A 14,672-nucleotide genomic window follows, 5' to 3' on the forward strand; every position below is an offset into this window, starting at 1 on the left:
GGCGGGGTCCGCTGGGTTCCGGCCGGGAGGGTTGTGGCGGGGCTTGTGACAGAACGATCACAATCGCCCCGGTCCCGGGCGCGTCAGCCGGCGGCCGGACGGCCGGCGACCGGACGGGCCGGGCGGTCCACGCCGGCTCCCGCGTCCCGCGGCTCCCGGCCGACACGGCCCGTACGGCCCGCCCGGGCCTCACCGCGCCACGGCCTCCCCCGCCCCGCCGGGCCGGCGGCCCGCGGGGGCGAGTCCCTCGGTCAGGGCCCGGACGATCCGGTCGGCGAGGTCCTCGGGCAGCGGCGCGTCCGGCCGGTGGATGGTGCGGACGAGCATGGGCCCGACGACCATGTCGTTCATGAGCTCCACGTCCAGGTCGTCGCGGAGCTCGCCCGCGTCGACCGCCCTGCGCACCGCGGCCAGCATGGCGCCGCGGCGCGGGACGATGACCGTGCGCTGGTACTCGGACCACAGCCTGGGGTGGCTCTTCATCTGGGCGAACACGTTGTGGAGCAGGACGGAGGACCGCTGGGCGAGGCTGCGCCGGCGCAGCGAGTCCAGCAGCAGGCGCAGGTCGTCGAGGCCCGCGGTGCCGGAGACGGCGGGTTCGGGGGGTTCGATGGCGCGCAGGACGTCGACGAACAGCTCCTCCTTGCCGCTCCAGCGCCGGTAGATGGTCGCCTTGCCGACCCCGGCGGTCCGGGCGATCCGCTCGATGGACAGGGCGGCGAGGGGCTCTCCGGCCTCCAGCAGCCCGACGACGGCGTCCAGGATCGCCCGCTCGGCCGCCGCGCTGCGCGGCCGGCCCCTGCGCGGTTCCGGTTCCTTCCCGGCCGGGCGGTCCCGGTCCGGCCCCTGTGCCTCTGCCCGCACGAACATCCACCTCTCGCCGCACCGTCCGCCGCCCCGATTCTCGCCGACGGAGGCGTCGCCTCCGCGAGCCGCCCCGGAACCCGGGGAACGTGTCCCGGCCCCGGGGCGGCGTCTCAGCCCTCCACGGCCGCCACCGGGCCGCCCCGGTCGGCGTCGGACGGCTCCTGCGCGCCGGGCTCCGCGGGCCGCTGCCCGGCGGGCGTGCGGCCCGGGAGGAACAGCGCCACCACGAGCGCGCCCACCAGGGCGACGCCGGCCGAGCAGACGGCGGTGACGTGCATGGCGTCCAGGAACGCGTCGTGCGCGGCCCTGACCAGCGGGGCGCCCGCCGGCCCCAGGCGCTCCGCGACGCCGAGGGTCGCCTCGATCGACTCGCCCGCCGCCTCCCGGGCGCCGGCCGGGAGCGCGTCGAGGTGCCCGTCGACGCCGCCGCGGTAGACGGTGGACAGCACCGAGCCGAGCACGGCGATCCCGAGCGCCCCGCCGACCTGCCGGAAGGTGTTGTTGACGGCCGATCCGGACCCCGCCTTCTCCCTGGGCAGCGACTGCATCACGGAGACCGTGACCGGTGTCATCACATGCGCCATGCCGGTGCCCTGGACGAAGAACAGCACGCACAGCACCCAGACCGGCGTGGTGGCGTCGAACAGGGCGAACGCCGCGAGGCCGAGGGCGACCAGCAGCAGGCCGACCGTGCACACCGCCCGGGCGCCGAACCGGTCGACGACCAGCCGCGCCCGCGGCGCGAAGATCATCTGGGCGACGGCCAGCGGCAGGATCAGCACACCGGCCCGCAGCGCGCTCCAGCCCCGCACGCTCTGCATGTAGAAGGCGGAGAAGAAGGTCACGCCCATCAGCGCGAAGAAGACCAGCGCGATGGCGGCGACGGCCGCGGAGAACGACGGGTTCCGGAAGTACGAGACGTCCAGGGCCGGGTGGCTGCTGCGCCGCTCGTGCCACACGAACAGGGCCAGCACGACCAGCCCGCCGGCGATCGTGAGCAGCACCGTGACGTCGGCGAAGTCGCCGAGCTGCCCGCCGCGGATGATGCCGTAGACCAGCAGGACCAGGCCGACGACGGAGAGCAGGACGCCCGCCGGGTCGATCCGGCCCGGGTTCGGGTCCTTGGAGTCGGGCACCAGCAGCACCATGGCGATCAGGGCGACGACCACCACGGGGACGTTGACCAGGAAGATCGATCCCCACCAGAAGTGTTCGAGCAGCAGCCCGCCGGTGATCGGGCCGATCGCGATGGCGAGGCCGACGCTGCCGGCCCAGATGCCGATGGCCTTGGGCTGTTCGTCGCGCTCGAAGACGTTCATCAGCACGGCGAGCGTGGCGGGCATGACGAACGCGGCGCCGCATCCCATGACAGCCCGCCAGGTGATCAGCTCGCCGGGCGAGCCGGACAGCGCGGCCAGGGCGGAGCCGACGCCGAACACGAGGATGCCGGAGAGCAGCACCTTCTTGCGGCCGACGCGGTCGCCGAGCAGTCCCGCGGTGAACAGGAGCCCGGCGAAGACCAGCGTGTAGGAGTTGATGGCCCACTCCAGCTCGCTCTGGGTGGCGCCGATGCCGGTGGGCGCGGGACTGGCGATGGTCTTGACCGCGACGTTCAGGATCGAGTTGTCCAGAACCACGATGAGCAGGCTGAACATCAGGACGACGAGGATCGCCCAGCGGCGGCGGTGGACCGCCTCGGGGACCTGGGGCGGGGCGGGGCGAGCGCCCGGGGGTATTGACATGCCAGGAGCGTACAGGCTTTCGATACGGAACCGTCTCGTATTGGTGAGTCCTTTACCGGCCGCCCCCGCGCCCCGGCCCCCGGCCACCGGGGGTTCGCCCGCCCGCCGCGCCGCGGAACACCCGCCCGGTCTCCGTCGCCCTCCCCCGCCGGGGTTCGCGCCGCCGGCATGTGCGGCCCCACTTCCCGCGGACGGGCACGGGATGCCACCATGGAACCGGTCCGGGGACGCCGTCAGGGCGCCTCGAGATGACGAAGGAGCCGTAGACACATGTCGCTTCAGGCTGCGCGGAACACGTCCGCCTCATCCCCCGCGGGGGCCTCCGCCGACGGCAGCAAGGCGCTGTACGGGGGCAAGAGCACCCGCCGGGTCACCGTCCACGACATCGCCGCCGCCACCGCGCGCGGCGAGAAGTGGCCCATGCTCACCGCGTACGACGCGATGACCGCGTCCGTCTTCGACGAGGCCGGCATCCCGGTCATGCTCGTCGGCGACTCGATGGGCAACTGCCACCTCGGCTACGAGACCACCGTGCCCGTCACGATGGACGAGATGGCGGTGCTGTCGGCCGCCGTCGTACGGGGCACCCGGCGCGCGCTGATCGTCGCCGACCTGCCCTTCGGGGCGTACCAGGAGGGGCCGGTCCAGGCCCTGCGCAACGCCACCCGCCTGATCAAGGAGTCCGGGGTCGGCGCGGTCAAGCTGGAGGGCGGCGAGCGCAGCCATGAGCAGATCCGGCTGCTGGTCGGCGCCGGCATCCCGGTCATGGCCCACATCGGCCTGACGCCGCAGTCCGTGAACGCGATGGGCTACCGCGTGCAGGGCCGCGGCGAGGAGGCCGCCCAGCAGATGCTGCGCGACGCCAAGGCGGTGCAGGACGCGGGCGCGTTCGCGGTCGTCCTGGAGCTCGTGCCGGCCGAGCTGGCTGCGGAGATCACCCGCACCCTGCACATCCCGACCGTCGGCATCGGGGCCGGTCCGGACACGGACGCCCAGGTGCTGGTCTACACCGACATGGTCGGGCTGACCGGCGGCAAGGTGCCGCGCTTCACCAAGCAGTACGCGAACCTGCGCCAGGTGCTGGGCGACGCGGCGAAGGAGTTCGCGGAGGAGGTCGTGGGCGGTTCCTTCCCGGCCGCCGAGCACACCTTCCACTGAGGGCCCGCCCCGTTCCGCCCGGGTCGCCCCCGGGCGGAACGGGCGCCCCGGTGCGCGGCCCGGCCCCCCGGCTCCGGCCCGGAAGACCACCGCCGGCACCACCGACAGCCCGCCGACATCCCCCATCGGCGGGCTGTCGGCCTGTTGTCGGCGGCCTGTCGGTGACGCCTGGTCCCATGGTGGACATGACGCGAAACGACACGAACCCCAGGAGCGGCGCCAACGCCGTGGAGGTCCGGGGGCTGGTCAAGCACTACGGCTCGACCAGGGCTCTGGACGGTGTGGACCTCGACGTCCGCGAGGGCACGGTGCTCGGCGTGCTCGGCCCCAACGGCGCGGGCAAGACCACGCTGGTGCGCTGCCTGTCCACCTTGATCGTCCCCGACGCCGGGCGCGCCGTGGTGGCGGGCTACGACGTGGTGAAGCAGCCCCGCCAGCTGCGCCGCACCATCGGTCTGACCGGGCAGTACGCCTCGGTCGACGAGAAGCTGTCCGGCTGGGAGAACCTCTACATGATCGGGCGGCTGCTCGACCTGTCGCGCAAGGACGCCCGGTCCCGGGCCGACGAGCTGCTGGAGCGGTTCTCGCTCACGGACGCGGCCCGGCGCGCGGCGATGGACTACTCCGGCGGCATGCGGCGGCGCCTCGACCTGGCCGCGTCGATGATCGGCCGTCCGGCCGTCCTCTACCTGGACGAGCCGACGACGGGGCTCGACCCCCGGACCCGCAACGAGGTGTGGGACGAGGTCCAGCGGATGGTCGCGGAGGGCGCGACGGTCCTGCTCACCACCCAGTACATGGAGGAGGCGGAGCAGCTCGCGAACGAGCTGACCGTCATCGACAAGGGCCGGATCATCGCCAACGGCGGGGTCGACGAGCTCAAGGCCAAGGTCGGCGGACGCACCCTGCAGATCCGCCCCTCGGACCCGGCGCAGCTGCCCGCGATGGCGCAGGCGCTGCGGGAGGCCGGCCTGGACGGGGTCTCGGGCGCGCAGGCGGTCCCGGACGAGGGCCTGCTGTACGTGCCGATCCTCAGCGACGAGCAGCTGACCGCCGTCGTCGGCCTGCTCGGCGCCCGGGGCTTCGCGCTGGCGCACATCGCCACCGCGCTGCCCAGCCTGGACGAGGTCTTCCTGGCCATCACCGGCGAGAAGAGCACTTCCGCCGCCGACACGATCCCCGCGGAGGTCGCGGCATGAGTACGACGATCCAGCAGCCCGTCACGACCGGCGCCGCCCCGTCCGCCCCGCCGAGGGCGCCCGTCGGCGAGGGCCGGATCGGGCTGCGCGCCAATCTGCGGCACATCGGCGCGCTGATGCGGCGCAATGTGCTCCAGATCAAGAAGGATCCGGAGTCGATGTTCGATGTGCTGCTGATGCCCATCGTCTTCATCCTGCTGTTCGTGTACGTCTTCGGCGGGTCCATCGGCGCGAGCCTGGGCGGCGACCGGCAGACGTACATCAACTACGTGGTTCCCGGCATGATGGCGATGCTGGGCATGAACATCGCCACCGCGGTCGGCACCGGGGTCAACGAGGACTTCCGCAAGGGGGTCATGGACCGGTTCCGGACGATGCCGATCGCCCGTTCCTCGGTCCTCATCGCGAAGATCATGGTGGAGCTGGGCCGGATGATGGTCGCTACCGCGATCCTGCTGGGCATGGGCTTCCTGCTCGGCATGGAGCTGAAGACCTCGGCGCTGGGTCTGCTCGGGGCGGTCGGTCTGTCGGCGGTGTTCGGCGCCGCGATCATGTGGGTCTTCATCCTGCTGGGTCTGTCGCTGAAGTCCGCCCAGGCGGTTCAGGGAATGGGGTTCCTGGTGCTGATGCCTCTGCAGTTCGGTTCCTCGATCTTCGCCCCGACCGCCACGATGCCGGGCTGGCTCCAGGCGTTCACCGACTACAACCCGCTGTCCAACCTGGCGGACGCGGCGCGCGGGCTGATGATCGGCGGTCCGGTCGCCCATTCCGCGTGGCTGACGCTCGGCTGGGCGGTGGGGATCACCGCGGTGACGGCTCCGCTGGCGGTCGCCAAGTTCCGCAAGAAGAGCTGAGCCGGGCGGCGACCCGGGGCCGGGGCGCGGCGGGCCCCGGCCGGTCGGCGGTCTCAGTCCCGGTGCGCCTCGGCGAGGGCGGTGGCCTCGTCCAGGGAGAGGCCGCCGCCCTCGGTGTACGCCCGGTCGTAGGCGTCCCGGCCGAGGACCGCGACGGCCAGTTCCTCCGCGTGCGCGCGGTCGTCGCGCTCCATCGACGTCGGCACGTGCCCCGGGGGCAGCAGCCCCCGTCCGGCCGCCAGCAGCCGGGCCGCGAGCGCGGCCCGGCGCTCGCCGCCGAGCCCCGCCAACGACCGGGCCACGGAGACGAGATGGATGACGGACATCTGCGGCGCCACCATCTGCGACAGCCGGTCCCGGGACTGGCGCAGCGCCGCCAGGGACCGGGGCAGCGCCTCGGCGTACCGCCCGTCCTGGTTGTCCAGCCAGGCCAGGGTGCCCACCAGGAACCCCTCGAAGATCGCCAGGGTCCGGGAGCGGAACTCCTCCTGCAGCGCGACGAGTTGCTCGCGCGCCTCGCCGGTGCGTCCGGTCCGGCCCAGCCACAGGGCGAGGTAGATCCGGGCGGCGGGGATCGCCTCGTGCCCCTCGTGGCGCCCCTCCGCCAGCACGGCGCGCAGAATCGCCTCGCCCTCGTCGCCGCGGCCGAGCTCGGTGAGGGTGGAGGCGTACCGGGTGCGCAGGATCGCCACCTGGGACTGGGCGCCGATCCGCTCCGCGTGGCCGATGGCGGCCTGGAAGTCCTCGGAGGCGCGCGCGAAGTCGCCGCGCTTCTCGTTGGCCTCGCCCCGGGAGGAGAGCGCTTCGGCGGTGCCCCAGTCGTCGCCGAGCCGCCGGAAGATCTCCAGGCTCTCGTCGGCGTCGGCGCGGGCCGTGCCCGCCCATTCGGGGCGGTTGGCCAGCACGTTGGCCCGCATCTGGAGCGCGCCGGCCAGCTCCCAGGCGTAACCGAGCTCCCGGCTGGCGCGGACCGTCTCGTCGAGCAGGGCGCGCAGGTCGTCGACCCCGCCGGTCATCATGACCGCGAAGAACCAGAGCGAGCCCGGGGCCCGGCAGGTCTGCGGCTGCCCGGCCCGGTAGGTGTCCGCGATGGTCCGCAGCCGGGCCATGCCCTTCTCGTCGGCCCACACGTCCTGGGCGTGGTCCATGCTGACGAGCTGGATCAGGGTCACCTGGCGCCGCGCCTCCTGGAGCAGTTCGGGCGGCATCGGCGGCGGGGCGTCGGTGCAGCGCTCCCGGATGGACGGCACGGGCCGGGCGGGCCCGGCGAAGGGGTCGGGGCCCAGCGCGGCCACCGCGTCGGCCCACAGCAGGCCCTCGGCGCGCAGATCGCGCATCTGCCAGTACCAGCACAGCGACAGCACGACGCAGAGCGCCTCCTGCTCGTCGCGGGCGGCGACGGCCCGGCGCAGGGCGGTGCGGATGTTCTCGTACTCGCGCTGGAGCAGGGCGATGGCGGCCCGCTGCCGGGGGCCGCGGAGCTCGGGGTCGGCGGTGCGGGCCAGTTCCCGGAAGTACACGAGGTGGCGTCGCTCCACGGCGTCCCGTTCCGCCGCCTCGTCGAGCCGTTCGGCGGCGTACTCGCCCACGGTCTCCAGCAGCCGGTAGCGCATCTCGCCGTCGTCGGCGGGCGCGGCGACCACGAGGGACTTGTCGACGAGCGAGCCCAGCACCCCGGGGACGTCGCGCGCGTCCCGGGGGCCGTCCGCGCAGACGGCCTCGGCGGCGGCCAGGGAGCAGCCGCCCGCGAAGACCGACAGGCGGCGCAGGGCGGCGCGTTCGTCCCCGTCGAGCAGGTCCCAGGACCAGTCGACGACGGCGCGCAGCGTCTGCTGCCGGGGCAGCACCGTACGGGCCCCGCTGGTCAGCAGGCGGAACCGGTCGTCGAGCCGGTCCGCGATCTGGCGCGGAGTGAGCATCCGCAGCCGGGCGGCGGCCAGTTCGATGGCCAGCGGCAGCCCGTCGAGGCGATGGCAGATCTCGGCGGCGGCCGCGGCGGTCTCCTCGTCCGCGTCGGCCCGGAAGCCGGGCCGGGCGGCGGCGCCGCGGTCGGTGAACAGCCGCAGCGCCACCGGATCGGGCAGCGGGTCCACGGGCCGGACGAACTCGCCGGGCACCCCGAGCGGTTCCCGGCTGGTGGCCAGCACGGTGAGGTCCGGGCAGCGGGCGAGCAGATGGTCGACGAGGGCGGCTGCGGCCCCGACCAGGTGCTCGCAGTTGTCCAGGAGGAGGAGCATCCGGCGCCGCGAGCAGTGCTCGGTGAGGCGCACGAGGGGGTCGCCCGCGTTGCCCTCGACGGCGCGCAGCTCCTCGGCGCCGGCCCCGCGCAGCACCGTCTCGCGGGCGCCGAGCGCGGTCAGCACGGCCTCCGGGACGGCGTCCGGGTCGTCGACGGGGGCGAGTTCGGCCAGCCATACGCCGTCCGGCCAGGCGTCGCCGACGGCCTCGGCCGCCTCCTGGGAGAGCCGGGTCTTGCCGGCGCCGCCCGGGCCGAGGAGGGTGACCAGCCGGACGCGCGCCAGGTCCGCGCGCAGCGCCTCGATGTCGTTCTCGCGCCCGACGAAGCTGGTGAGCCGGGCCCGGAGGTTCCCGCGCCGGGCGGGGGCGGGCCGGGGGGCCGGGGACGGCGCGTCCCGGCGGACCGGGCGCGGGCCGCCCGCCGCGTCCTGGGCCAGCAGCCCGGCGTGGAGGGCGCGCAGTTCGGGGCCGGGGCCGGCGCCGAGCCGCTCGGCGAGCACGGTGCGCACCTCGTCGTACGCGGCCAGCGCCTCGGCCGTGCGCCCGGCGTCGCGCAGGGCCCGCAGCCGCAGCGCCTGGAGCGGTTCGTCGATCGGGTGCTCGGCGCACAGGGCCAGCAGCTCGGGCAGGACGCCGTCCGCGTGCCCGAGCGCGAGCGCCGCGGCGAACCCGGCGCGGCGGGCGTCCAGCCGCCGGGCCGTCCAGCGGGCGGCGACGGCGTCGCGGTCGGGGAGGTCGGCCAGGGCCGGGCCGCGCCACAGGGCGAGCGCCTCGTCGAGCAGGGCCCGGGCCTTCGCCGGGTCGCCCTCCGCCAGGGCCCGCGTCCCCTCCCCGGCCAGCCGTTCGAAGCGGAACAGGTCGACGTCCTCCGGCCGGGCGGCCAGCCGGTAGCCGCTCTCCTCGGAGGTGACCGCCGCATGGCCGAGGACCCGGCGCAGCCGCCCGACGAGGGCCTGGAGCGCGCCCACCGCGTCGGCCGGCGGGGCGTCGTCCCACACCTCGTCGACGAGCACGGCGGCGGGGACGGCGCGCCCCGGGCGCAGGGCGAGGACGGTGAGCAGGGCACGCAGCCGCGCCCCGCCGAGGGCGACGGCGGTGCCGTCGTCGCGGAGCGCCTGAGTGGTCCCGAGGATGCCGTAACGCACGTGCCCATTCTCCGTGACCGGAATCGGTGCGAGGACACCCGTGCGAAACGCGCCCGCCCCGCGTCGGCGCGCGACGGACGGGGGTGCGGGCCGCGACGGACGGGGGTGCGGGCCGCGACGGACGGGGGACGGGCGGCGGACAGCCCGTAGGCTCGGTCCCATGGTCAGTGCATCGCGCCAAGGGATCAGCCCGGTGTTCCTCGGCATCGTCGCCGTGATGGCGGTGTCGGGCTGGGCGGTGTGGGCGGGGTTCGCCGAGCGGCCCGGCATCGCGGTCTTCCTCTTCGTCACGGCCGCGTGGGTGGTGTCGCTGTGCCTGCACGAGTACGCGCACGCCCGCACCGCGCTGCACAGCGGGGACATCTCGGTCGCCGCGAAGGGCTACCTCACGCTCAACCCGCTCAAGTACACCCACGCGCTGCTGAGCATCGTGCTGCCGGTGGTCTTCGTGATCATGGGCGGCATCGGTCTGCCGGGCGGCGCGGTGTTCATCGAGCGGAGCCGGATCCGGGGGCGGTGGCGGCACAGCCTGATCTCGGCGGCGGGCCCGCTGACGAACGTGCTGTTCGCGATCGTGTGCACGGCGCCGTTCTGGCTGCACGCGCTGGACGGCGTCCCGGGCCCGTTCCGCCATGCGCTGGGCTTCCTGGCGCTGCTCCAGGTGACGGCGGCGATCCTCAACTTCGTTCCGGTGCCCGGGCTGGACGGGTACGGGGTGATCGAGCCGTGGCTCTCGCACCGCGTCCGCAGGCAGGTCGAGCCGTTCGCCCCGTTCGGGCTGATCGCGGTCTTCGCCGTGCTGTGGATCCCCGGGATCAACATGGCGTTCTTCGACGCGATCCACGCCCTGCTGCGGGCGCTGGGCGTCGACGACTTCACGTCGTACTGCGGCTGGGACGCCTACCGGTTCTGGCGGCCGGCCAACCCGGTCTGCGCGTTCCAGGGCTGACCGGTCCGCGGGTCTCCGCGGCCGGCCTGCGACGGTCCGCGGCCGGCCTGCGACGGTCCGCGGGCGGGCTGCGACGGTCCGCGGGCGGGGCGCCGGTGACCGGCCTCCCCGCTCGGTCTCACCGGCTCGCGGCGGCTTCGGCGCGGTGCCGGCGCAGGTAGAACCACGCCATGTTGGACGAGAGCCCCGCCAGCAGCACCCAGACGATCCCGAGCCAGCTGCCCTGGACGAACGAGAACACGGCCGCGACGACGGCCAGGGCGCAGACGACGAGGGCGTAGAGAGCGAGTCGGGGCATGGGAGTCGGCTCCTGTCCGGAGTGCGGTGCGCGGTCCCGTCCAGTGTCCCCCATGCCCCTTTCCGCCCGTCGCGGGGTGGTCCGGAAGAGGCCCGGGACGGGCCCGCGTCCGCGACCCCGCGGGCCCGGGCCGCTCAGACGTCGGTGACGCGGAGCCCCGCGTGCGCCTTGTAGCGGCGGTTGACCGAGATCAGGTTGGCGACGAGCGACTCGACCTGGTGGGCGTTGCGCAGCCGCCCGGCGAAGACGCCGCGCATCCCGGGGATCCGGCCCGCCAGCGCCTGCACCAGGTCGGTGTCGGCACGGGACTCGCCCAGCACCAGCACATCGGTGTCGATCTCCTCGATGGCCGTGTCCTGGAGCAGCACCGCGGAGAGGTGGTGGAAGGCGGCGGTGACCCGGGACTCCGGGAGCAGCGCGGCGGCCTGCTCGGCGGCGCTGCCCTCCTCGGGCTTCAGGGCGTAGGCGCCCTTCTTGTCGAAGCCGAGCGGGTTGACGCAGTCGACGACGAGCTTGCCGGCGAGTTCACCGCGCAGCGACTCCAGGGTCTTGGCGTGGCCGTCCCACGGCACGGCCACGATCACCACGTCGCTGCGCCGGGCGCACTCGGCGTTGTCCGCGCCCTCGATGCCGTGGCCGAGCTCCCCGGCGGCGTCCCGGGCACGGTCGGCGACCCGCGACCCCACGATCACCTTCTGTCCGGCGCGGGCGAACCGGTAGGCGAGCCCGCGCCCCTGCGGGCCGGTGCCGCCGAGCACGCCGACGGTCAGCCCGGACACATCGGGGAGGTCCCAGGGGTCCTTGGCGGGAGGCTTGGGCTCCCCGCCCGTCTCATTCGTAGTCATGGCTTCGACACTACTGCCCGGCGTGTCACCGTCCGCCACGCAGGAGAACACCGTGTCTCCGCGCGGAAGAACACGGAAGAGCGAAGAGCACGGAAGAACGGGGGCGGCCCGCGGACGCCGGGCGGCCGACCGCGCGCGACGAACACCGTGCCGCCACGCGGGAGGCCCCCGTACACACACGGAGGGCCGGAGCCGGACGCGGAACCGGACGTGGAGGGCGGGCCGGAGCCGGACGCGGAGGGAGCTCGTGCGGCGGAGGGGGCTCGGGCTGCGGAGGAGGCCCGGGCGGCGAAAAGATGTTGCGCCCAGGGGCGCGGCTCCGGACCATGACCCCTCGTGACCTCAGCTCCTTCCCGGGCCGGGCGGTTCTCCGCGCTGCTGCCCGATCTCACTCCCCTGCGTGCCTCGGCCGATTTCCGCCTGCTGTGGATCCAGGGCGTGGTCACCTACTTCGGCAGCTTCATGGCGCTGATCGCGCTGCCGCTCCAGATCAAGGAGTTGACGGGGTCGCCGCTGGCGGTCGGCGTGATGGGCGCGGTCGAACTGGTCCCGCTGGTCGTCTTCGGCCTGTACGGCGGGGCGCTCGCGGACGCCGTGGACCGCCGCAAGGTGATCCTGGGCACCGAGGCGGGGCTGGGGCTGCTGGCCCTCGTCCTGCTGCTGAACGCCGCGCTGCCCCATCCGCTGCTGTGGCCGCTCTACCTGGTCGCGGGCGGGGTCTCCGCGCTCGCCGGGCTCCAGCGCCCCGCGCTGGACTCGCTGATGGCCCGGATCGTGCCGCACGACCAGCTGACCGCGGCCGCCGCGCTGAACTCGCTGCGCTGGCAGTTCGGCGCGATCACCGGCCCGGCGGTGGCGGGGCTCGTGGTGGCCTACGCCGGGCACGCCACCGCGTACACGGTAACGGTGGTGACGTTCGCCGTCTCCGTGCTGCTCTGTCTGCGTCTGTCGCCGGCCCCGCCCGCCCGGGACAACGCGAAGCCGTCGCTGCGCGGGATCGCCGAGGGGGCGCGGTACGCCTGGAGCCGGCCGGTGCTGCTGGGGACGTACGCCGTCGACCTGGCCGCGATGTTCTTCGCCTTCCCGAACACGATCTTCCCGTTCCTGGCGGACGAGCTGGACGCCGACTGGTCGCTGGGCCTGATGTACGCGGCGGGCTCGGTCGGCTCCCTGGTACTGGGCCTGACCAGCGGCTGGACGTCGCGGGTGCGGCGGCACGGCCTGTTCGTGGTGGGCGGGGCGGCGGTGTGGGGGCTGGCGATCGCGGCGGCCGGATGGTTCAGCAGTGTGTGGCCGGTGCTGATCTGCCTGGCGGTGGCGGGCGCGGGCGACATGCTCAGCGGGCTGGGCCGTTCCACGATCTGGAACCAGACCATCCCGGAGGAGCTGCGGGGCCGGCTGGCGGGCATCGAGGTGCTCTCGTACAGCGTCGGCCCCCAGCTGGGCCAGGTGCGGGCCGGCGCGATGGCGGGCTGGACGGGGACCCGGCCCGCCATCTGGAGCGGTGGCCTGGCCTGCGTGGCGTCGGTCGCGCTGCTCACCGCGGCGCTGCCGAAGCTGCTCACCTACGACTCCGAGACGGACGAGGACGCGGTACGCCGGCGCGCGCAGCGCGAGGCGGGCTCCGCCCCGGCGGCGGCCCCCGTCCCGCCCGGGGCGGAGACCGGGGCGGGATCCGGGGCGGAAACCGCTCCGTCGGGCGGCTGAGAACGAAGCGCGGCGGCCCGGGTGGGCGGACGCGACGGCCCGGCCCGGGCGGGCGGGTTCAGTCGCCGGACGGGCCCGCCCGGTGTCCGGTCACGCGTCCGGCTTCCCGGCCGGACCGTCGTCCCCCGGGGTCCCGGGGGTTTCGTCGTCGTGCCACTTGGGGTCCGTCTCCCACTCCGTGTTCCGCTCCCGCGCGATGTCCATCGCGTGCCGCGCCTCCTCCGGCGAGGCGTACGGCCCGAAGCGGTCCTTGGCCGGGCAGTCGGGGCCCTCCTCGACCTTCTGGTGCCGCAGGCAGTAGTACCACTCGCCCGGCCTGCCGACCGTGCGCTTCTTGAACAGGGCCATCACCGGCTCCTTCCCTCGGGGCCATGCTGCCCCAAGCGCGCTGGTTAGACTCGCTGACATGTCTGGCCAGTCGCTCCTCGTACCCGGGGAGATCACTCCCATCCGTTCCGTACCCGGAAAGATCCGGCGCCCCGAGTACGTGGGCAAGCCGGCCCCGACTCCGTACACCGGGCCCGAGGTCCAGGACGCCGACACCGTCGAGCGCATGCGCGTCGCGGGCCGCATCGCCGCGCAGGCGATGGCGGAGGCCGCCAAGCACATCGCCCCCGGCGTGACGACGGACGAACTCGACCGGGTGGCCCATGAGTTCATGTGCGACCACGGCGCCTACCCGTCGACGCTGGGGTACCGCGGCTTCCCCAAGTCGCTGTGCACCTCGATCAACGAGGTGATCTGCCACGGCATCCCCGACTCCACGGTGCTGCGCGACGGCGACATCGTGAACCTCGACGTCACGGCGTACATCGGCGGCGTGCACGGCGACAACAACGCCACCTACCTCTGCGGCGAGGTGGACGAGGAGTCCCGCCTGCTCGTGGAACGCACCGAGGAGGCGCTGAAGCGGGCCATCAAGGCGGTCCGGCCCGGGCGGCAGATCAATGTGATCGGGCGGGTCATCGAGTCGTACGCCAAGCGCTTCGGGTACGGCGTGGTGCGGGACTTCACCGGGCACGGGATCAACTCCTCGTTCCACTCCGGCCTGATCATCCCGCACTACGACAGCCCGCACGCGACCACCGTGCTGAAGCCCGGGATGACGTTCACCATCGAGCCCATGCTGACGCTGGGCAGCCACGACTACGACATGTGGGACGACGGCTGGACGGTGGTGACGAAGGACCGCAGGCGCACCGCCCAGTTCGAGCACACGCTGGTGGTGACGGACACGGGCGCCGAGATCCTGACCCTGCCGTAGCCGGGCGGCCGTGCGGAGGCCCGCGCGCGGCAGGCCCACGCGGGCGCGCGCGGCGCGTTTCCGGCGGCCCGTGACGGCGTGTGCGCGGAGCCGTACTCGACCGTGCGGGCGGCCCGCCACCGGAACCGCCGCCGGAACCCGCCACCGCCGAAGCAACGCTCACCACGAGAAGCGGCCGCCCCGCCGGGCGGCCGCTTTCGTGTGCCCACGCCCGTACGGGCCTCGCCGCCCTGCCATGCGGAGGGCGCGGAACCCGGCGTATCGTTTTTACCGACAGACTGTCGGGAAGCTGTTGACTTAGGTAAGCCTAAGTAGGAGGATCAGGGGTGTCGACAGCGGCCGCATCGCTCGGTCACTGCCGTTCTTTATCCGTTTCTTTCCGGACTTCCCGTCCCTCTTGGCCCCC

The 14,672-nt window shown here is 74.1% G+C and carries 12 protein-coding genes; 6 read left to right on the forward strand and 6 right to left on the reverse strand.

Features of this window, described 5'->3' with window-relative positions; translation table 11 throughout:
• Positions 1 to 189: 189 nt before the first annotated feature.
• Together WA762_RS00995 and WA762_RS01000 are read right to left on the reverse strand one after the other, a co-directional pair.
• Entirely contained in the window at positions 190 to 870 is a 681-nt protein-coding gene (locus tag WA762_RS00995) for a TetR/AcrR family transcriptional regulator (RefSeq protein ID WP_335931911.1), read from the reverse strand.
• Positions 871 to 977: 107 nt separating this feature from the next.
• A complete protein-coding gene (locus WA762_RS01000; RefSeq protein ID WP_335931913.1) occupies positions 978 to 2,609 on the reverse strand; it encodes an MFS transporter in 1,632 nt (543 codons plus the stop codon).
• Positions 2,610 to 2,879: 270 nt separating this feature from the next.
• Here WA762_RS01000 and panB point away from each other — a divergent pair, with 270 nt between their 5' ends.
• From panB to WA762_RS01015, 3 genes are all read left to right on the forward strand, one after another.
• Positions 2,880 to 3,767: a 3-methyl-2-oxobutanoate hydroxymethyltransferase gene (gene panB / locus WA762_RS01005; RefSeq protein WP_335931916.1), complete on the forward strand. Its 888-nt coding sequence runs from the start codon at positions 2,880 to 2,882 to the stop codon at positions 3,765 to 3,767.
• A 176-nt stretch (positions 3,768 to 3,943) separates the two neighbouring features.
• On the forward strand, positions 3,944 to 4,966 hold the full coding sequence (locus tag WA762_RS01010) for an ATP-binding cassette domain-containing protein (RefSeq protein ID WP_335931918.1): 1,023 nt from the start codon (positions 3,944 to 3,946) through the stop codon (positions 4,964 to 4,966).
• The gene (locus WA762_RS01015) at positions 4,963 to 5,820 is read left to right on the forward strand and encodes an ABC transporter permease (RefSeq protein ID WP_335931920.1); all 858 of its coding nucleotides are present in this window, start codon (positions 4,963 to 4,965) and stop codon (positions 5,818 to 5,820) included. Before WA762_RS01010 ends, WA762_RS01015 begins: the two co-directional genes overlap by 4 nt.
• 53 nt (positions 5,821 to 5,873) lie before the next feature.
• Here the strand turns inward: WA762_RS01015 and WA762_RS01020 are convergent, their stop codons facing one another.
• Positions 5,874 to 9,203 (reverse strand): BTAD domain-containing putative transcriptional regulator, encoded by a 3,330-nt coding sequence (locus WA762_RS01020; RefSeq protein WP_335931922.1) that lies wholly within the window; start codon positions 9,201 to 9,203, stop codon positions 5,874 to 5,876.
• A 160-nt stretch (positions 9,204 to 9,363) separates the two neighbouring features.
• Here WA762_RS01020 and WA762_RS01025 point away from each other — a divergent pair, with 160 nt between their 5' ends.
• The gene (locus WA762_RS01025) at positions 9,364 to 10,152 is read left to right on the forward strand and encodes a site-2 protease family protein (protein ID WP_335931924.1); all 789 of its coding nucleotides are present in this window, start codon (positions 9,364 to 9,366) and stop codon (positions 10,150 to 10,152) included.
• A 118-nt stretch (positions 10,153 to 10,270) separates the two neighbouring features.
• Here WA762_RS01025 and WA762_RS01030 read toward each other — a convergent pair whose 3' ends face one another.
• Together WA762_RS01030 and npdG are read right to left on the reverse strand one after the other, a co-directional pair.
• Entirely contained in the window at positions 10,271 to 10,504 is a 234-nt protein-coding gene (locus WA762_RS01030) for a hypothetical protein (protein WP_335931926.1), read from the reverse strand.
• 80 nt (positions 10,505 to 10,584) lie between these two features.
• A complete protein-coding gene (gene npdG / locus WA762_RS01035) occupies positions 10,585 to 11,295 on the reverse strand; it encodes an NADPH-dependent F420 reductase (RefSeq protein ID WP_335931928.1) in 711 nt (236 codons plus the stop codon).
• A 336-nt stretch (positions 11,296 to 11,631) separates the two neighbouring features.
• On the opposite strand from npdG, the gene WA762_RS01040 reads away from it, so the two are divergent.
• Positions 11,632 to 13,002, forward strand: coding sequence for an MFS transporter (locus tag WA762_RS01040; protein ID WP_335931930.1), 1,371 nt, complete (start codon positions 11,632 to 11,634; stop codon positions 13,000 to 13,002).
• A gap of 90 nt (positions 13,003 to 13,092) precedes the next feature.
• Here WA762_RS01040 and WA762_RS01045 read toward each other — a convergent pair whose 3' ends face one another.
• On the reverse strand, positions 13,093 to 13,350 hold the full coding sequence (locus tag WA762_RS01045; protein WP_335931932.1) for a hypothetical protein: 258 nt from the start codon (positions 13,348 to 13,350) through the stop codon (positions 13,093 to 13,095).
• A gap of 58 nt (positions 13,351 to 13,408) precedes the next feature.
• Here WA762_RS01045 and map point away from each other — a divergent pair, with 58 nt between their 5' ends.
• Positions 13,409 to 14,266 (forward strand): type I methionyl aminopeptidase, encoded by an 858-nt coding sequence (gene map / locus WA762_RS01050; RefSeq protein ID WP_335931934.1) that lies wholly within the window; start codon positions 13,409 to 13,411, stop codon positions 14,264 to 14,266.
• The last annotated feature ends 406 nt before the right edge of the window (positions 14,267 to 14,672 follow it).

The sequence above is a fragment of the Streptomyces tyrfis genome (assembly GCF_037034285.1).
In the GTDB taxonomy this organism is placed as follows: Bacteria; Actinomycetota; Actinomycetes; order Streptomycetales; family Streptomycetaceae; genus Streptomyces.